Source organism: Burkholderia sp. SJZ089, from assembly GCF_007828315.1.
Taxonomy (GTDB): domain Bacteria; phylum Pseudomonadota; class Gammaproteobacteria; order Burkholderiales; family Burkholderiaceae; genus Burkholderia; species Burkholderia gladioli.
Genome location: NZ_VIUM01000010.1, coordinates 1 through 19,400 on the forward strand (window position 1 = coordinate 1; position 19,400 = coordinate 19,400).

General features: G+C 65.9%; 15 protein-coding genes. 8 read left to right on the forward strand and 7 right to left on the reverse strand.

Annotation, left to right across the window (positions count from 1 at the left end; all coding sequences use genetic code 11):
• Positions 1-150: 150 nt before the first annotated feature.
• The 4 genes from FB600_RS19120 to FB600_RS19135 all read left to right on the forward strand — a co-directional run bounded on the left by FB600_RS19120 (position 151) and on the right by FB600_RS19135 (position 3,773).
• Positions 151-636: a DUF3304 domain-containing protein gene (locus FB600_RS19120; RefSeq protein ID WP_145757284.1), complete on the forward strand. Its 486-nt coding sequence runs from the start codon at positions 151-153 to the stop codon at positions 634-636.
• A 386-nt stretch (positions 637-1,022) separates the two neighbouring features.
• Entirely contained in the window at positions 1,023-1,499 is a 477-nt protein-coding gene (locus FB600_RS19125) for a DUF3304 domain-containing protein (RefSeq protein ID WP_145757283.1), read from the forward strand.
• A gap of 174 nt (positions 1,500-1,673) precedes the next feature.
• On the forward strand, positions 1,674-2,159 hold the full coding sequence (locus tag FB600_RS19130; protein WP_145757282.1) for a DUF3304 domain-containing protein: 486 nt from the start codon (positions 1,674-1,676) through the stop codon (positions 2,157-2,159).
• Between the two features lie 21 nt (positions 2,160-2,180).
• The gene (locus tag FB600_RS19135) at positions 2,181-3,773 is read left to right on the forward strand and encodes a T6SS phospholipase effector Tle1-like catalytic domain-containing protein (RefSeq protein ID WP_145757281.1); all 1,593 of its coding nucleotides are present in this window, start codon (positions 2,181-2,183) and stop codon (positions 3,771-3,773) included.
• A 57-nt stretch (positions 3,774-3,830) separates the two neighbouring features.
• Here FB600_RS19135 and FB600_RS19140 read toward each other — a convergent pair whose 3' ends face one another.
• Positions 3,831-4,493 carry a response regulator transcription factor gene (locus FB600_RS19140; protein ID WP_227742903.1) on the reverse strand — a complete coding sequence of 221 codons (663 nt, stop codon included), beginning with the start codon at positions 4,491-4,493 and terminating at the stop codon, positions 3,831-3,833.
• 172 nt (positions 4,494-4,665) lie between these two features.
• Positions 4,666-5,322: a response regulator transcription factor gene (locus FB600_RS19145; protein WP_145757280.1), complete on the reverse strand. Its 657-nt coding sequence runs from the start codon at positions 5,320-5,322 to the stop codon at positions 4,666-4,668.
• 151 nt (positions 5,323-5,473) lie between these two features.
• Here FB600_RS19145 and FB600_RS19150 point away from each other — a divergent pair, with 151 nt between their 5' ends.
• The gene (locus FB600_RS19150) at positions 5,474-8,863 is read left to right on the forward strand and encodes an ATP-binding protein (RefSeq protein WP_145757279.1); all 3,390 of its coding nucleotides are present in this window, start codon (positions 5,474-5,476) and stop codon (positions 8,861-8,863) included.
• A 150-nt stretch (positions 8,864-9,013) separates the two neighbouring features.
• Positions 9,014-9,289 (forward strand): hypothetical protein, encoded by a 276-nt coding sequence (locus FB600_RS19155; protein ID WP_145757278.1) that lies wholly within the window; start codon positions 9,014-9,016, stop codon positions 9,287-9,289.
• Positions 9,290-9,341: 52 nt separating this feature from the next.
• Here FB600_RS19155 and FB600_RS19160 read toward each other — a convergent pair whose 3' ends face one another.
• A complete protein-coding gene (locus tag FB600_RS19160; protein WP_013696103.1) occupies positions 9,342-9,872 on the reverse strand; it encodes a cytochrome b in 531 nt (176 codons plus the stop codon).
• Complete coding sequence (locus FB600_RS19165; protein ID WP_060004397.1) at positions 9,869-10,957, reverse strand: catalase family peroxidase; 1,089 nt, start codon at positions 10,955-10,957, stop codon at positions 9,869-9,871. Before FB600_RS19165 ends, FB600_RS19160 begins: the two co-directional genes overlap by 4 nt.
• A gap of 192 nt (positions 10,958-11,149) precedes the next feature.
• On the opposite strand from FB600_RS19165, the gene FB600_RS19170 reads away from it, so the two are divergent.
• Positions 11,150-11,665, forward strand: a complete 516-nt coding sequence (locus FB600_RS19170; protein WP_036052922.1) for a sigma-70 family RNA polymerase sigma factor — start codon at positions 11,150-11,152, stop codon at positions 11,663-11,665.
• On the forward strand, positions 11,662-12,453 hold the full coding sequence (locus FB600_RS19175; RefSeq protein ID WP_096749984.1) for an anti-sigma factor: 792 nt from the start codon (positions 11,662-11,664) through the stop codon (positions 12,451-12,453). The genes FB600_RS19170 and FB600_RS19175 overlap by 4 nt, the downstream gene beginning before the upstream one ends.
• Before the next feature lie 398 nt (positions 12,454-12,851).
• Here the strand turns inward: FB600_RS19175 and FB600_RS19180 are convergent, their stop codons facing one another.
• The 3 genes from FB600_RS19180 to FB600_RS19190 all read right to left on the reverse strand — a co-directional run bounded on the left by FB600_RS19180 (position 12,852) and on the right by FB600_RS19190 (position 19,259).
• Positions 12,852-13,955, reverse strand: coding sequence for a hypothetical protein (locus FB600_RS19180; protein ID WP_186467873.1), 1,104 nt, complete (start codon positions 13,953-13,955; stop codon positions 12,852-12,854).
• A gap of 202 nt (positions 13,956-14,157) precedes the next feature.
• Positions 14,158-17,202, reverse strand: coding sequence for a type III restriction-modification system endonuclease (locus FB600_RS19185; protein ID WP_145757290.1), 3,045 nt, complete (start codon positions 17,200-17,202; stop codon positions 14,158-14,160).
• 44 nt (positions 17,203-17,246) lie between these two features.
• Entirely contained in the window at positions 17,247-19,259 is a 2,013-nt protein-coding gene (locus FB600_RS19190; RefSeq protein ID WP_096750690.1) for a site-specific DNA-methyltransferase, read from the reverse strand.
• Positions 19,260-19,400 lie beyond the last annotated feature (141 nt).

Genomic DNA, 19,400 nt, shown 5'->3' on the forward strand with positions numbered 1-19,400 from the left:
ATCTGCCGCTGAGCAAACTCGCCGCTCACGGCAAGTCGATCTTAACCGAGTGTGACGCAGATGGAGGAGAGAGGCGTCCTTTACCGACCGCTTACACTTAAACCATCATCATCAAACGCATCAAGCGCACTTATCGCCAGGAACGCAAAGATGAGCTTCTCGCCCCCTCGGGGTCTAGCGCTTACAGCAGTATTTTCCATCTTCGCCTTAGCTGCCTGTACCAAGCTTGACGTCGCGTCCGAGGGCCCGTTCGTTGATGGCGGCCCCGCGCTTGCCATGGTTCCCGTCAATCACACCGATCGTTATACGGTAGGCATCTACGTCGACAAATATTGGGCAGGAGGAGCGCACCGCCACGGAGGCGGCACTGGAGCGGCATGCTGCTTTCCGAGCGTGAAAGACTGGAGCAAGCCGGTTGTCGTGACGTGGGAGTGGGGCTATGAAGAAGACCCGGCAACCAAGGCGGTTACGGCACCGGACGAAAAGCACAGCGTCCAAGTGAACTTTCCCACAGGCGGCCCGCATCAAGGCCCGGACTGGCACAAATCGGATGCCTATCTATGTGTGATTTTGCGAGACCGCGACACGGCTGCATTGGCATTTTCTCAAACGCGCTCAGGTTGTATGAGCAAGTAGCCATCCAGATAAAGAACGTCTATACGATAAGCGGGTACGCTGGCGACAGATGACGAATTCAAGCAAGCCACTATTGACGGGTCCGATAGTCGGATCGGCTCAATATGCCCGCATACCTCTCGCATAGCGGCTTGGTCAACGATTTCGATACTCTGGCCACGCCAGCCTTTGCAGTTCGACAGCCCTGTCCACTGCCCAACGACTACGCGGCAAAAAGCATCAGCGGTGTTCGTTAGGAAACGAAATGCAGTAAGCTCCGTGCAGCATCCTGTGCATCGCCTGCCTTGAACGCTTGTCTCGAGAGCTCTGCATCACCACCATCGCTGTCGAGGACAAGCAAACAGCACTCAACCTAATCACGGCATCTTCCGCATAGAACGCACACGATGACCCTCGCGAAATTTCGGATCCCGATATTTGTCGCAGTGTTTTCAAGCTTCACTCTAACCGTATGCACCAGCGTCATGGCCGATCCACTTGCCGGAGGTGAACAAGCACTAGCGATGGTCCCGGCGAACCACACAGATCGCTATGCAGTGGATATTTTCGTCGACAAATATTGGGCTGGCGATGTATCCGCTCAAGCGGGAGGTACGAAAGCGGCGTGCTGTTTCCCCGGCAGGAAAGACTGGAGCAAGCCTATTTCCGTGACGTGGGAATGGGGACGAGAGGAAGACGCCGAAACCAAGGCCATCACAATGCCAGCCGAAAAGCACAGTGCCTTGGTGAACTTTCCTGCACACGGCCCACATCAAGACCCCAACTGGCGGAAGTCAGATGCTTACCTGTGTGTCATCTTTCGAGATCTAAACACCGTTGCTCTGGCATTCTCACCGAGCGGAACGGAATGCCTGAACAAGTGACGATCTCTGATCCTAGACGCCGAAGCATAGGCTCAATCCAGCAAGCTTACGCTCCCCGATGTATCGGAGCATCCGATGTTTTTCTCGCGAGGGAAAACCATCAACTCCCGTACCATCGGCAACAGGCAACAGGCAACCGAACGTAACCAAAGCATTGGCAGGTAAGAGCACACGATGACCTTCACTCAATTTCGACGTTTGGTGCTGACGACAGGATTTTCAGTCTTCGCGCTGGCCGCGTGTGCCAGCCCCGATTCTGCGTCCGACGATCCGTCGGTTGGAGGCAATCCCGCACTTTCTATGGTGCCAGCCAATCATACTGACCGCTACACGGTCGGTATCTACGTCGACAAATACTGGGCCGGTGGCGTGAACCCTCAAGCCGGCGGCACAAAATCGACATGCTGTTTCCCCGGCATGAAGGACTGGAGCAAGCCCGTTACCGTCACATGGGTATGGGGAACGGAGGAAGACCCAGCGACCAAGGCGATCACCATGCCTCGTGAAAGGCATAGCGTTCAAGTCAACTTCCCCGCTGGCGGCCCACACCGCGATCCCGACTGGCGCAAATCGGACGCTTATCTGTGCGTCATCCTACGAGATCTCAACACGGCCGAGTTGGCATTTTCTCCGACCGGATCGGGTTGTATGAGCAAGTAATAATCTCTGAGAGGAAAGATCATGTCGGTTCGACAAGCCGGGCCCCCCGCTACCGACGGCGAACTCAAGCGCGCCGCAATTGATGGCGCAACAAAGCGGATTCTGTGTCGTCAACCTGTTGATCAGGCAGATGCAATCGCGTGCCGACTTTACCCATCCTTATCGTTTTTCTTCGACGGCACGAATAACAACCTGGATCGTGATCAGCCTCTGAACAGACATTCAAACGTAGCCAAGCTGTTTCTGGTCGCCAAGGACTCGATGCGAGATGAGGCCAGGTCAATTTATCTTTCAGGTGTCGGAACGCCATTTAAATTCGACAAGGTCGTGGGCTACACCGATCACCTCGAAGACGACGAAGGTGGCGTGCTTGGGCTAGGACTCGGTGCGGGCGGTGAGCTACGGATAAAAGTCGCGCTCTCGCAATTTTCCCGACTCTTGGAGGTTGAATGGGGGCCAAGCTCGTGGCAGCACATGCGGGAAATTACAGTCGCAATTTTTGGATTTTCGCGCGGAGCCACCGAGGCACGTGCCTTTGCACGGCGATTTGTGGCTCAGAAATGCGTCAGAGACGGCGGCAAATTATTCTGGCCAGCCCCAAGCGGAACACACGTGCCACTGCGCATCAATTTCATGGGGATTTTCGATACGGTCGCCTCGGTCGGAGGTCCTGCATTACATCTCGATTGGGCATCTGAGCTGGCAATTCCAGCTGAGGTTGAGAGCTGCATGCATTTCGTTTCAGCACATGAGGTCCGAAGAGCATTTCCACTCGATTCGGTTCGCGTCGGTAAGACGTATCCTGATAACTGCAATGAAGTTGTATTTCCCGGCGTACATTCCGACGTCGGCGGCGGATACGGCCCAGACGAGCAAGGACGTAATCAAGATCTTGCACTCATTCCCCTACGGCACATGTTTGCCGAGGCGTTACGTGCTGGGGTGTCTCTAACACCTCTCGATCAGATGCACGTCGACTTCCGAGCGGATTTCGACCTACCCGAAGACGCACAAGTCGCGAAGCTCTACACCGACTACCTCTCCGCCCTCCCCTCTCCCTCCAGCGACGATCTCGAATCCCTGATCCACCCACACCGCCACCTGAATTTCCGCTGGCACAGCATCCTCTCTCGCCACAATGCAGACGAACGCGTCCTCGGCCATCTCTACGAAAAAGTCGGCGCAGCATTCTGCGCATCCGTCCCGGCAGGAACCAACGAAGACCACCCAACCTGCCAGCCCAACGAATGGGTCTACGACGTCCCCAAGGATCCCGAACAACAAGCCCGCCAGTTATTACGCGAGCAACGCCGCCTCGAGCGCCGCATTGAATTCCTCCGCAACCCGATCGAGCCGCACGCCGGCAATCGCTCGTATCCACCGCAGCCGCGCGAGCTAAGTCCTTACGAAAAAAAGATCCTCGCCGCATGGGATGAAGCAGGCACGATACCGCTTGCAGTCGATCAATTATTGGCGGAATACATTCACGAGTCGGTCGCGGCCTTCACCTCGTGGCCGTGTGCCTTGTGGGAGCAACGTGGGATTTACTGCGATGGCACGCGCTATCTTGCGCAAAACGATCCAGTCGGCCCGAGCGACGCTGCTGTCGCATAAACCGAATCTGGTTTCCTACCGCCCCGCCGATAACGGCATCGATTGTCTATCAACCCCTCAAATCCCAAACAACTCCGAATCCCCCCGCTTCGACTGATAGATGTAGAGATAAAGATCCGCATCCCTCTCCACTCCCAGCTTATGCATGGCCTTGATCTTCTGCGCGCTGATGGTCTGCTTCGTCCTCCTGAGCTTATCGGCGATCTGCGTGATCGACAGCCCCGACACATACAGCCTAAGCACCTCCAGCTCACTCCGCGTCAACCCACCCCGCCTGGCCGTCCCCCGGAGCCTGGGATTCGCCCGACTCACACTAGGCGACAGATACTCACTCCCCGCATGCACCGCATAGATCGCCGAGATCAGATGTCCCACGTCATCCGCCTTGTTGACGATCGCCTTCACCCCCAGCCGCGTCAGCTCCCCCGTCAACGCAATCCCATCCACCGCCGTAAACACAATCACCGGCAGATCCGGAAAATGCGAGCGGATATAAGTCAGCATCGTGAGCCCATCGTTATACCTCCCATCCGGCATCACGAAATCCGTGATCAGCAGATCACAAGCCTCCCGCCCCAGCCGCTCGACGATCTGCGTGGAATTCCCCGCCGTCCCGACGATCCTCATCGAACGCAAATCGCGCAGCGCCGATTCCACACCGGTCACCACGAGCGGATGATCATCCGCGATCAGTACATTGAAGGTGGTATTGGCAAACATGACGAGGTCCCTCCGCGCAGGCGTGTCGATAGGCAATCGACTGTAGCGGCGGCCCATCGGCGCAGGCATCTGACTCGTCAGATTTTCTCTTGCGAGGTATGAGAAAAGTCCTATTTTGGCGAGCAATAACGGGGAAACATCGAATCCATCCGTCTGACGCGCAACGAACTCGTCAGCCTGCGTCCTTCGGTCCCGTAGCCACCAGGCCTGTCTCGTAGGCGTACTGGAACAGGTCCGCGTCGCGCTCGATACCGAGCTTGCGCATCGCGCTGCCCTTCTGCGCGCTCACCGTCTGTTTCGCGCGATTGAGCTGCGCGGCAATCTCGCTGATCGACAGGCCCGACACGTAAAGCCGAATCACCTCGGCCTCCTTGGTCGTCATCGCCTCCACCGTCCTCGCCGAGGACGCCTGCACCGCCAGCTTCTCGCGCACGCTCGGCGACTGGTAATTCGCGCCGGCATACACCGCATGCGTGGCGGCGATCAGATGGTCCACCTCGTCGATCTTGCTGAGCAGCCCCTGCACGCCCGTCTTGGCGATTTCCTTGAGCAGCGCCGGATTATCGATGGTGGTCAGCACCACCACCTTCATCGCCGGCCAGCCACGGCGCAGTTGCCGCAGCAGCGGCAAGCCGTCGACCGCCGCGCCGCCCGGCATCGCGTAGTCGGTGATCAGCACGTCGCAATGGCTGCGCTCGAGCAGCGCAAGCAGCTCGTCGGCGCCCAGCGCCGAACCCACGATCTCGACGGTCGGCACGCGCGCCAGCTCATGCCGCACGCCGGACAGCACGGTCGGGTGATCGTCCGACAGGATCACGCGGATCTTCATCTTGGATGACGGCCTTCAAGCCGGCGGCTCGTAATTTGTTTGGAGTGCGATAGTGTAACCGGCCCACCATGTCGCCAAGCTGGTGTACCGTCGCGACTGTCGGCACCTCACCCGGCCCCGAATCCGTACCGCAACGCACCACGAACCCGCCATGCCCATCCTCCGCAAGACCCTCGACGATCTGCGCCGCTACCACCGCCTGCTGGTAGTCGGCGGGCGCTGCGCTGCGGCCGTGGTGATGGTATTCGCGCTGGTCTCGGAGCTCGTCTACCTGGTCGACGCGCACCTGGCGGACCAGCGCCAGGCCTTCACCGGCGCCTATCGCCTGGTGCTCGGCCGCTTCGGCGCGGTCGAGCAGGCCTTCCTGGGCGGCCTCGCGCGCGCCGAGATGGCCGCCAACGACGCCCCCGAGGTGCCACCCGAGCAGGTCGCCCGGTTCCGCGCCAACGGCAACCTGCTGCGCTGGCGGCCCTTCCCGTCCGAGCCCACCGAGATGCTGATCGCCGGCGCGCCGCAGGCCACGCTCAGCGACGCCACGCTGCAGCGCGCCTTCTCGTTCTCCACGCAGATCGGCCGCGCCAGCGCCGCCACCGCCAGGGTGCTGGCGCGCCCGCCCACGCAGATCATCTTCAACGTGAGCCGCACCGTGGTGGCGATCGTGCCGGCCACCAGCGTCGAGCATCCCGAACAGCTCGCCACCGACGCCGGCCGCGCGACCTTCGTGCGCGAGCTGACCGAGGGCGCCGGCAGCCTCGCCTTCGACGCGCCCAGCCACCTGCTGGCGCTCGCGCCCAAGGCCTGGTGGGTGCCGCGCCTCTATCCGCTGCCGAACGGCCGCAAGGTGCTGCAGCTGGCCTCGCCGGTGCTGTTCCACGGGCAGGTCAAGGCCGTGCTGGTCAACGAGGTCGATCCGGGCGACCTGCTCTGGCCGATCGCCGACGGCGCCCACGACGGCAGCTTCGCGATCGTCGGCAGCGACGGCCGTATCGTCGCGCTCTCGGCGGGCAAGCATGCCGAACCGCAAACAGCCGACGCCATCTCTCGATGGAGCCACACCCGGCACACGAGCGGCGAACGTCTCGCCGAATATCGCGGCGACGGCCGCTTCGTGCTCGGCACGCCGCTCGGCGACACCGGCTTCTCGCTCGTCTACACCTATTCCTGGCGCGACGTCGTCAGGGCGATCGCGAGCAAGGCGCTCACGGCCACGGCGATCGCCCTGGCCAGCTTTGCGTTCGTCTGGCTGCTGCTGTCCCAGCTCAACCGCCGCGTGTTCCAGCCGATGTACGCGCGCTCGGAACAGGTGTTCGACAGCGAGCGCCTGAGCCGCACCATGATCGAGACGGTGCCGGTCGGCATCGGCCTGGTCTCCACCGGCAGCGGCGAGCTGCTCTATGGCGGCTCCTCGCTGGTCGCGCTGGCCGAACTGGTGGAAGGCGGCATGCCGCGCCTGATCGACGAGCTGAAGCGGCTTCATGCGCGCTTCGCTTCCGCACGGCACGATTCGCATGACGAAGTATTCCAGGAAGACGTCTTGCTGCGCACGCGCGACGGCAAGGACCTCGCCCTGCAGGCGCGTTTCGCGCTGGGCCGCTACCTGGGCAAGGACGTACTGGTCATGGCCTTCGTCGACATGACGGCCAGCCAGGCGCTGCAACACCAGCTTCGTCACGCCAAGCTCGCCGCCGACCAGGCGAATGCCGCGAAGTCCGCCTTCCTGGCCGCGATGAGCCACGAGATCCGCACGCCGCTCAATGCCATCCTCGGCAACCTGGAGCTGCTCGGCCATTCCGCGCTGAATCCCCTGCAGCGCGACCGGCTCGACACCATCCGCGCCTCCTCGAACGGCCTGCTCGCGATCATCCAGGACGTGCTCGACTTCTCCAAGATCGAGGCCGGCGAGATGCGGCTCGAGCACATGCATTTCCGCCTCGTCGACACCATCACGCGCTCGCTCGCGATGTTCGCGCCGGCCGCGCATCTCAAGCGCATCGCCCTGGTCGGCCAGTTCCGCGCCGCGATCGACCAGCCCATGCGCGGCGATCCGGGCCGGCTCGCGCAGGTGGTCAACAACCTGCTGTCGAACGCGATCAAGTTCACCGAGGAGGGCAGGGTCACGCTCTCGCTGGATGTCGAGCGGCTGCCGTGCGCGCGCGGCGGCATGCTGGTGATCGAGGTGGCCGATACCGGCATCGGCATCGAGGCGGCCCATCTCTCGACGTTGTTCAATGCCTTCATGCAGGCTGATTCCTCGATCTCGCGACGCTTCGGCGGCACCGGCCTGGGCCTCGCGCTCTGCCAGCGGCTGGTCACGCAGATGGGCGGCACGATCGACGTGCAAAGCGAACCGGGGCAGGGCAGCCGCTTCACCGTGCGCATGCCGCTCGATCGCGAGGATCCGGCCGGCATGCCGCTGGTTGAGGACGCCGCCACGCTGGATGGCGCGCCCGTGATCCTGCTCGCGGCCGAGGACGACTGGCACGAGGGCACCGCGAACCTGATCACCTCCTGGGGCGCCGCGCTCCAGACAGCTCGCCATCCCGACCGGATCGACGACGCGAGCGGCCGCGTGCTGGTGATCTGCGGCGAGCGCGACAACTGGTCGGCGGCCAGCGAGAACCGCCTGGTCGAGGATTGCGAGGCGGTGATCAACTGCAGCGCGGACGGCCCCCTGCAGCCGATGCGGATCGGCCGCGTGCTGACGGTGTCCTGCCATTCGCCGCTCGGCCTGCGCGCGGCGCTCGAACATGTCGTGAAGGGCACGCCGCTGATCACGCCGGATCTCATGCAGGCAACCGGCGCCGCGCCCGCGGCGGCGGCCGCGGCGGCAAGCACGCCCGCCCGGCAACTCGGCCTGCAGGTGCTGGTCGCCGAGGACAACGAGGTCAACCAGAAGCTGTTCGCCGAGCAGCTCGCCTTGCTGGGCTGCCAGGCGCGCCTCGTGGCCGACGGCATCGAGGCGCTGGCAGCGCTCTCGGACACGCGCTTCGACGCGATAGTGACCGACCTGAACATGCCGCGCATGGACGGTTACGTGCTGGCCAGCATCGTGCGCGAGCGCTGGCCCGGCACGCCGATCGTGGCGGTGACGGCCGACGCGACGCTCGACGAGCGCCGCCGCTGCGCCGCGCTGGGTATTCGCGAGGTGGCCATCAAGCCGCTGTCGCTGAGCGGGCTGGCGCGCGTCCTGGGCGAAATCAGCGGGCAGGGCGCGTCGAATCCGAAGGACGGCCCGCACGACGATGCGCCGCTCGGCGCGCAGCCGATGTCGCCCGAGCTCGTCGAGGCGTTCGGCCATGCCTGCGCGAGGTCGATCGAGGTGCTGCGCGATGCCGCCTCGCGCAACGACGCGCCGGCGCTGCTCGCCGAGCTGCATTCGCTCAAGGGCGCGCTGGGCGTGTTCCGCCGGCGCGAACTGGCCAGGCAATGCACCGACCTCGAACATCGGATCCAGGACGAAGGTGTGGAAGGCGCGCATCAGGCGCTCACCGAGCTGCTTGACGCCTTGCTCGCATTGCCAAATAACGGCGATCAATCGTGAATGAATCGCGTGGTTTTTTCTCTCCAGGAATCAACCACGCATCCACGAACCAATCCGGCACAAATCGAGCCGATTCGAACGGAACGCGGCGCGGAACCTCCCTGTCAGACCGACTAGCCATTCCGCCCATGTCCAATCGCAGGCTCGCCCATGAAGCGCTTGCTGACCTCTCTCGCGCAGGTTCTCTCGACGCTCGCGCTGTCGCTCGCGGCCAGCCGCTGGCTCTACAACTCGCCGCGGCTCGCGCCGGTTTACGACGACGCCTCGGTGCGTCGCTTCTTCGACTGGCTGTTTCGCCTGACCGGCGCCACCCGTTGCGAATCGCAGGACAACGTATTGATCCTGTTCCTGCTCACGATTTCATTGATCGTTTCAGCGATGATCGTCATCGTGATTTCGCGGCTGGTCGCGACGCCGACCAAATAACTACGCCCGCAAAAGCGGGCGTGATTTCACTTGCACCATCGAGCGGTTGAACTCAACGCCCGCGCGCCATGCTCCCGAACACGCCGTCGCGGCGAATCAAGCCATGGAACAGCGCAGCCGCCAGGTGCAGCACCACCGTCGCGAACAGCACGAAGGCCAGCAGCTCATGCGCGTTGCGCAGCCAGGCGAAGGCGATCGGATCGGCGCCCATCAGCGCCGGTAATTGCACGCCGCCGCCGAGCATCACGGGATAACCGCCCGCCGACAGCATCGCCCAGCCGATCAGCGGCATCGCGATCATCAGCGCATACAGCACCCAATGCGACAGATGCGCGGCCGCGCGCTGCCAGCCCGGCAGGTCCTCCGGCAACGCCGGCGGACGCTTGCTGAAGCGCACCACCAGCCGCACGATCACCAGCACCAGGATGGCGATGCCGAGCGGCTTGTGGATCGCGATCAGCACCGCGTGACGCGCCGAAACCGAGCTGACCATTCCCACCCCGATGAACAGCATGGCGAGGATCATCGCGGCCATCAGCCAATGCAGCAGCCTCGCAAGCGGATTGAATCCGGTCTTCATCATCGGGCCTCCGGGGCAGGTTGATTGGGCGCGCCGCCCCGGGCATAACCGGGCACCTCGGCTTCCTCGCTGGTGCGCCGGCGATAGGAATCGGCATAGGCGGCCGAGCGCGCCGCCAGCAGCGGATCGGCGGAGGCCTCGATGCCGGTCGGCAGCACCGTCGGATCATAGTTGATGTCGCGGCACGGGCCGCTGTCCTGCTGCTCGGCGCGGTCCAGCACCAGGGTGCCGATGTCGATCGTCTTGCGATCGGCCGGCCATTGCCGGGTGGCGTCGTCGACGGGATCGTCGGGGTTGGCGAAGGTCACCAGCCAGTGCCAGCGCTGCGGGCCCTTGCCGAGCCGTTCCTCGAGATCCGGGTCCAGCACGTTCGGGCCGCTCGCCACGCCGCCGTCGGTCTGCTCGGGCACCACCCGCCAGCGCACCGCGTGCTTCATGCCCTGCGGATCGACGAAGTAGAAGGCGTTGATGCTGTAGTAGCTCTCGGTGGCGAAGCTGGCGCTGGGCTTGGCCGTCTTCACCCAGGCACGGAACGCGGCCGTCTCAGGATGCGCCGCGAAGAAGGCCGCGACCTTCTTCGGATCGGGCTTGCCGGTGGCGGGATCGGGGCGGGTGGCCACGGTCTGCGCGTAGAAGGCGGCGGGCGTGGCCACCGGGAACACCGGCATCGCGTTCATGCCGGTGCGCCATTGCGCGCCGTCGGGCGCGGTCAGGCGCAGCGCGAGGCTGCGGATCGGCACGCTGGTATCGGGCGCGTAGGGGTTGCCGCCCGGCACCGCGAAGCGGCCCACCACCGGCGTGCGCGTCGCAGCGCCGAAGAAGGGCGCGCTGGACCAGGCCGCGCCGTCGCCGTTGCTCTCGAAGTAGCCGGTCACGCAGATACCCTTCGCGTGATTGCGGCGGAAGCCCGCGTGCAGGCCGCCGTTGGCCTGCAGGGCGTCGACGATGCGCGCCGACGTAAGCCGGTGCGGCGCGAGCCAGCCACCGGTGTAGCCGAACGCGGCGACGGCCACCACCACGGTGCCGCCGATCAACGCCCAGCGCCAGGCGCCGCCGCCGCGCGGGGAATTGGGGGGAGGATGCGTCATGGACTGCTCCTGACCTTGAAATCGTTTGGGGACGGGTATGAGACGAACGGCGCCCGATTTTATTCCATCGCCCTCGCGGATTTCCTCCTGCCGGATCCCGCTGACGCCAGCCACCTTCGAGCTGGAAATGGAATAAAGTCGAGCGGCCGGCGTCTCACGTCGGTATCCATGCGCGCCACCCGGCGGCCCACCATGCCATCTGCCGATCTCGACGACTCCTTGCGTGAACTGCTGCCGCGATTGCGGCGCTTCGCGCTATGGCTGACCCGCGACGTCCACGCGGCCGACGACCTGGTGCAGACCACGCTGGAGCGCGCGCTGATCCACTGGGCGGACCGCCGCGACGAACACGCGCTGCGCAGCTGGCTGTTCACGATCCTGTACCGCCAGTTCCTCGACTCGCGCCGCAGCGCCAAGCGCTATGCCTGGCTGCTAGGGCGCCTGGGCGAGGACGACGAGCCGCAATGGCCGTCGGCCGAGGACCAGGTGGAGGCGCGCTCGATGCTCGACGCCTTCGCCAAGCTGACGGCCGAGCAGCGCAGCCTGCTGCTGCTGGTGGCCGTGGAGGGCTTCAGCTACCGCGAGGTGGCCGAGCTGCTCGACGTGCCGATCGGCACCGTGATGTCGCGCCTGTCGCGCGCCCGCGCCGCCCTGCGCGCGCTCGGCGACGGCGAAACCTCCGCCCCCAAGCTGCGATTGATGAAATGAACATTCCGCCCGACGACCACGATCTCCATGCCTATGTCGACGGCCGGCTCGACGCGAACGAGCGCGCGGCGGTCGAACGCTGGCTGGCGAGCCACCCCGAGCGCGCCGAACAGGTGCGTCAGTGGCGCCGCGACGCGCAGGCGCTGCGCGCCGCCATCGACGGCCTGGCACTGCCGCCGGCCAGCCGCGAGCTCGATCCCGCGCTGCTTCGCGATCGACGCCAGGCGCGGCTGCGTGGGCGCCTGGCGGTCGCCGCCGGGCTGGTGCTGAGCGTGGCGCTCGGCGGCGGCGGCGGCTGGATGGCGCGCGGCTGGCAGCTCGAGGGCGGCCCGGACGCGACGCTGGCCGCGGTCGCCGCGCCGATCCGGCCGATGGGCGATGCGCTGGCCGCCTACCGGATGGTGGTGGCGAACCGTGGCGCCACCTTCGATCTGGCCACGCACCGGCCGGAGGAACTGCAGGCCTGGCTGGAGCGCTCGGTCGGCTCGACGATCCGGCTGCCCGACCTGGCCCGCGCCGGCTTCACGCCGGTGGGCGGGCGCCTGTTCGCGACGGAGGACGGGCCTTCGGCGATGGTGCTCTACCAGGACGGCCAGGGTCACGCGGTCAGCTTCTACGTGCGCCCGCCCGGCGGCCAGCGCCAGTTGCTGAAGAACGGCACGCGCCGCGACGGCGCGCTGCTCGCGCAATACGGCTCGCAGCAGGGCTACAACTACGCGCTGGTGGCGCCCACCGACGGCGTGAATGGCGCGGCGCTCACCACGGCGCTCGAAACGGTGCGCGGCTGATTCTTCCCAGCCTCACCTCAAACCGACTTTCCTCACCTTTGAAACCGGCCGTCAGCCTTGGCTGACGCGGCTTCGCTCGTCTTCGCGGCACAGCGGACCACAGCGGATAGCCTGTGGACAGATTGGGCAAAACACGGATACGCACAGGCCGTGCGGAAAGTTGTTCTGTGTTGCCGGGAGCTGTGCACATCGCACCGGCACGGTTATGCGGACGGCACAGCGCTGATCGAAAAGGCGTAAACGCGGTTATCCACAGCGATGGACGCCTTTTGTTAACTACTACTATTTACGTATACGACCCGGACAAAAGCTGTGGGGATACGCGGGGGCGTGGATAACTGCGTGGACAACGGGTCCGGAATACTGTGCAGGCCCGCAAACCCCGGATCAGCCCCGGCTCACAGCTCGTCATGCTTCACCGAAGCCTTGCCAGCCGCCAGCCTCGAAAAATCGATCTCCCCATGCGCGTCCTTGAGCCCCGGCGCGGCCTGCCTGGCCTCATCCAGCGATAGGCTACCGGCCTGATGCAAGGCGATGGTCTGTGCCACGTCATACGCGTCATGCGCGGACGCCTCGCTCCACATCGCCTTGTAGTCGCCCGCGGCCCCCCCTTCCAGCGCCGCTTTCGGCGGAATCACGTAACGGTTCATGGTGCCGTCCTTCGGCGGGAAGCTCCACACGGTCCCATCGCCGTTGTGCTTTTGCGCCAATTCGCCAATCCTGTCCTCGAAGCTCTCGTCCACGGCCAGCATCATCCAGCCCTTTTTCGAGGTCACACGCGACATCTCGTTGACGTGATAGCCGAATACGGGCGCGCCCTCGGTCATCGTCACGCTGGAAAAACCATCCGCGAAGGGCAACAAGCCTTCGGCCTTCTCGCCGGGCCCGGGCCAGGATTTCGCCGGCCGCACCAGGTTCGGAATCTCGAAATGACTGGTCTTTTGCGGCTGTCCGCCCGGCTCGGCCTGCAGGTAGAACTCGCCGGGCGAACCTACCGTCTGCGCGTTGACGTTGATCGCATGCGCATTGCCGCTGCGCATCAGTTCCTCGCCATCCTCGGTCTTCTGGCCCTCGCCACCGATATCGATCATCGTCAGCCGGTGCTCGGACAGCCCCAGGTCGTGACGGCTGGCGCGCACGCTGCCCGGCGCATCGAGTGCCGCCTGCTGGAATTTCTGCTGAAACTGCCTGGCGGCGGTGCGCGAGGGCGGCTCGGCCACGGGCGCGGCGAAGTTCAGCATCACGTGCGAATCGCTGGGATGCGCAGCGTAAGGGTTCACCGAAGGATCGAGGACGTGCTGGAGGATGGGCGAGAGCTTGGCCTCGTCGGCTTGCGCCCGTGCATGCCGGCGTGATTGCAGGCCCGAGAGCGCGGCGTTGCCGCCCTGGCTGCTGGCCTGCCCGGGATGCGGCGCCGGCGGCGTATGGGCCGTGTGCGTAGCCGGCGTGGTCGGGGCCGACCAGGGGGAGACGGAGGTGGTGGGCAGGTCGAATCGGCTCATGGCGGTGCGGCTCGCATCGAAAACAAAATGACGATGTTTTCGAGTGTGAACCGAATGGTGAACGCCTGAGCCCGATGAATCGGAAGCGGAAAACGGGCATGCGAATCTGCCCGAATCCTTGAATATAGGGGCTGTATCCCTGAGATGACGGACGATAGAGGGAAGGCGCGGCGCCGGCCATCCCGCCAGCCGCCGCGCCCCCCTAAAACGCGAACGACCGCTGCCCCGTCACACCCAGCAGATCATCCACCGTGCGCGCCCGCACGAAGTGCACCGGCCCCTCGGCCCCCGCGATCGCCTTGAAATGCGCATCCCCGCAGCGGACCTTGCGCCGTTCGCGGCCGCGCGGCTCGGTGTCGTCGGCCTGGCTGTCCATCTCCACCACATAACACTGGTCCGGCGCCCCAGCCCGCTCCACCAGCACCAGCCAATCGGGCCGGTAGTCGCCCAGCGGCGTGGGAATCCGGAACCAGGCCGGCAGCTTCGCGTACAAGGTCACCGCCGGGCTGGCCTCCAGCGCATCCACGAAGGCACGCTCGGCCGCCGACTCGACCACGATCGCGGTGGTAATCGACTTGCCCGCGTCCTCGCGCAGATCCTTGCGATACCCCGTCACCGGCTCGTCGACGAAGCGCGCCAGCGGCCATACCACGCCGTCGCCGATCCGCTTGTAGGCGATGCCGTCCACCAGCGCCTCGCGCTTGCAGCGGTTCACCGCATCGGCCACCAGCGCGATGAAGGCTTGCGGGTTGATGCGGAATTCGTCGAGCCGCCCGCTGCCGGTCAGTACCGCGGCCAGCGTGCGCCGCGTCAGCTGGGTGCGGTCCTGCAGCTCGGTGAGCAGGTCGGGCAGGGCGATCTCACCCTCGTCGAGCACCACCGTGCCGGCCGAGGCCGTCTCGGTGGCTTCCACGCCGGCCTTGCCGATCGAGATGTCGGCCTTGCGCCATTGCAGGCGCGCGCGCGGCACCTCGGGCGCGGCCCGCAGCGCGGCCACGCAGGCCTCCACCAGCGCGGCGTCGTCGAAGCTGACGCGATAGGTGGTGCGCGCCTGCACGCGGGCCCAGAGCGCGCGGAACGCCTCGCCGAACACGACGGGCTGGCCCTTCGCGTCCAGGCGCGGCACCAGCAGCCGGCGGTCGTCGGCATTGCGCACGTCCAGGCGCCCGGACAGCTTGCGCAGCAACTCGACGATCCGGTGCCGCAGCGGCTCGAAGGCTTCGGGCAAGGGCAGCACGCCGCCCTTGAGCACGATCTTCAGCGCATCGAGCACCTTGCCCTGCGCGTCGATGAAGCCGCCCTCGTGCAGATGCGTCCACAAGGCCGCCGAACGCTCGACGCCCAGCGGCGCGCTCGCGCCTTGCGCGTCGATCACCGGCAGCACCGCGAACTGGTGCGTGTCGACGATGCCGAAGCGGATCCCCGTATCGGCCTCGATCTCCTTCTGCAGGTTCGAGGCGAACTGCTCGTAGCTCTCGGTGGCCACCACGGTCAGCGTGTTGACGTCGAAGCCGCGCACGCGCTCGCCGCGCTGGTCGACCGCCAGGCGCAGCCCGCGCCCGATGGTCTGGCGCCGCTCGCGCTCGCTGCGGATATCGCGCAGCGTGCAGATCTGGAACACGTTCGGGTTGTCCCAGCCTTCCTTGAGCGCCGAGTGCGAGAAGATGAAGCGCAGCGGCGTGGCGAAGGACAGCAGCCGCTCCTTCTCGCGCATGATCAGGCTGTAGGCGCGCTCGGCGTTCTCGCGGCCGCTGGCGTTGCTGTCGCTGGTCTCGGTCCAGCCGCCCTTGCGGTCGATCGAGAAGTAGCCGTCGTGCGCGGCGGCCACGTCGAGCTCGGGATCGAAGCCGGCGAACAGCGAGCGGTAGATCGGCAGCTTCGCGGCGCGCCGGTACTCGTCCTCGAAGATCTCCGCGTAGGGGCCCTTCAGGGCGACCCCGCCGGGCTCGTAGCGGCGATAGCGATCGACGCTGTCGACGAAGAACAGCGACAGCACCTTCACGCCGAGCGGCTTGAGGCGCAGCTCCTTGTCCAGGTGCTCGCGGATCGTGCGGCGGATCATCTCGCGCTGGATCGCCAGCGGATCGACGTCGCCATGCGCGTCGCCGAGCGCGAGGAAGGCCTCGCCGCCGGGATAGCGCAGCTCGACGAACTCGCTGCCGCGCGTGGTGTCGATCTCGCCGATCCGGTAGTCGGCATACACGCCGCGGCGCGTCACGCGCTCGAGCAGGTCGCCGTCGCCGACCGTCACGGTCTGGCGCTCGACGCCGGCGGGCGTGGCCACGTCGAGTTCGACGCGCGCGGCGATGGTGCCGCGCCGGTTGCTCACCGAGACCAGCCGCACATAGGGCTTGTTGTGCGCGTCCTCGACGGTGGCCGAGGCCACCTCGATCTGCTTGACCAGGCGCCGCTCGTAGGCGTCCACCGCGTCGAGCCGGTACACCATCTGGTACAGGTCCGCGTGGGTCGCCGAATAGCGCAGCGTGCAGAGCGGCGCCATCGCGTCGAGCGCCTCCTTGCCGCGGCCTTCCAGCCCGCCGTCCACGCTCTGCGGCTCGTCGACGATCAGGATCGGCCGGGTGGCGCGGATCAGGTCGATCGGCTTCTCGCCGCCGGTCTTCTCGCTGGGCTTGTAGAGGTTGTTGACGTCCTTGCGGTTGATCGCGGCCACCGTCGCGACCATGATCTGCACCGTCGCGCTGGAGGCGAAGCGGCGCACCTGGCCGAGCTTGGCGGAGTCGTACAGGAAGTAGTCGAAGGGCACGCCGTCGTAGAGCCGGCGGAAATGCGAGCGCGTGATGTCGAGCGTCTTGTGCACGCCCTCCTTGATCGCCACCGAGGGCACCACGATCACGAACTTGGTGAAGCCGTAACGCCGGTGCAGCTCGAAGATGGTGCGCAGGTAGACATAGGTCTTGCCGGTGCCGGTCTCCATCTCGACGGTGAAGTCGGTCGAGACCAGCGACCCCGAGGGCGCCAGGCCGCCGCGCACCTGCACCTCGGCGAGGTTGCGCGCCAGCGCTGCGGTATCGAGCGCGAGCCGGTTGCCGACCGCCAGCGCGCTCTCGGCCACGCCGATCGGCATCTGCCGCGCGATGCTGGTGTCGCCGTCGCCGATCTGTCCAGCGGCGTCGGCCGCCTCGACGCTGAACGCCGCGCGATGCGCATCCTGCCCGCGAAACAGGTCGCAGACGGCATCCACCGCCTCGAGCTGGTAGTCGAGATCGGCCTCGAAATGCAGTTCCATCATCGGCGCGCCGGCCGACTGCGCGTCGAACACGTTGCGCGTCATCAGAGGCTCCGCACCGAGCGGATCCCGTGCTGCTCGAGGATCGCGGACAGGTTGACCTTGGCGACGTCGTCGACGAAGGCGCCGTCGCGGAACACGCAGGTCACGTCGTGCTGGGGCGGCGCATCCACCGCATCAAGCACGCCGACGATGCCCTGCGCCAGCACCTCGGCCTCAGCGCGGTCGATGCGCGCGGCGAAGCAGGCCACGATCGCGCCGTCGATCACGTGCACCTGCTTGCCGGCCACCGGCAGGGTGTCGACCGGCGCGCACAGATCGAGGCCGAGCTTGATGGTCAGCTCGGCGAGCAGGTCCGCGTCGGTGCGGCCGGCCTTGATGTGCTCGACCGCGTCGAGCAGCGACTGCTGCACGTTGGCGCCGCGCGGATCCCATTCCACCACGTTGGTGGAATCGAGCCGGAACACGCGAAAGCCCAGGTCGAGCGCCGCCTCGGGATGCTCGCCGAGGATCCGCTCGGCCGCGCGCCGCAGCCGCTCCTTGGTGATCTCGGCCAGGTTGGCGGGGCGCTTGAGCTTCGCGCAGAACTCGGCCGCGGCCTTCTGGTCCTTGTTGCCGGCGTCGAGCGGCTCGGGCAGCTGCACCAGCGCGAAGCGCCGGCGCGCGCCGTCGGCCGCGTTGGCCTCCATCACCGCGTGCGCGGTGGTGCCGGAGCCGGCGAAGCAGTCGACGATCAGGTCGTCGTCGCCGGTCAGCCAGCTCACCAGCGAGGCCGCGAAATCGGTCGGCTTGGGCAGGTCGAAGGGAATCGCCAGCGCCTTCAGGCGCGCGTCGTCCGAGCCGCCGAAGGGCAGGATCGAGGGCACGTTCTCGTGCAGGTTCTCGTCGAGGAAATAGATCCGCTGCGGCTGGGTGCTTTCATCCGCGCCGAACTCGATCAGCCCCTTGTCGAGCAGCTCGCGCATGGTGGCGGGCGGGTTGCGCCAGCCGCGCTCGGGCACCGGGCAGGGCTTGCCCGTCACCGGGTGCGTGAGCGGGATGAAGTAGTCGTCGGGGGCGCGCTTCTTGTTCGGCCAGGCCATCGATACCAGGCGGTAGACGCGCCCTTCGGGCGAGAGCCGGTCGTACATCGCCTCGCCGCCCGACAGCGTGGTCTGCGCGCGCAGCCAGGCGCGGTAGGCCTGGGTCGCCTCGGCGATGGTGGTGGTGTCGGCGATCGCGTCGTGGGCCGCGTCCAGCATGCGCTGCGCGTTGCGCTTGGGGCGCTTGAGCGGCGCGTGCTCGAACAGCCATTCGGCATCGCGCGCGAACAGCACGATCGATTCGTGCTGGTAGGCGATGCCGCGCGCGTCGCCCTTCGGGTTGCGCTTGTCCCACACCGCCACGCCCAGCTCGTTCTCCTCGCCGAAGATCTCGCGCATCACCAGCACCAGCGCGTGCAGTTCGTGCTCGTCGATATGGATGGCGATCAGGCCGTCGCGGGCGAGCAGGTCGAAGGCCAGCTTCAGGCGCGGATACATCATGTTGAGCCAGTCGGTATGGAACCGGCCGCTCGCCTCGGTATGGCTGCTGAGCTTCACGCCGCCCGCGGCCTGGCCCGTCAGCGCGAGGTAGTGGCGCAGGCTGTCGGTGAAGTTGTCGGGATAGACGAACTCCTTGCCGGTGTTGTACGGCGGATCGATATAGACCAGCTTGACCGAGCCCGCGTAGCTCTTGTGCAGCAGCTTGAGCACCTCGAGGTTGTCGCCCTCGATCATCAGGTTACGGGTGCCGTCCCAGTTCAGGCTCTCGTCGCGGCAGGGGCGCAGCGTGCCGGTGGAGGGCGTGAGCGCGAGCTGGCGCGCGCGGCGCTTGCCGTGCCAGGCCAGGCCGTATTTCTCGTCGGCCTCGGCGACGGTGCGCTCGCCCACCAGCGCCTTGAGCACCTCGAGGTTCAGCGCGAGGCCCTGCGGGCCTTCGGTCACCGCTTCCGGGAACAGGGCCCGGAGCCGTTCGAGGTTGTCCGCCGCGAGATCCGCGGAGCGGGCCTCGGGACTGGCGGATTCGATCTTTCGCATCGTGTTTTCCATGTAAAGCATGAGTGGCGCGCCGCTGCCGAGGTTCCCCGGCGCCGCCACGGCGGGCCGTCGAGGCCGTCCGCCATGCCCGGCCGCGCATCGATGCATCGGCATGTCGACGCATCGGCGCGGGCAGGGACG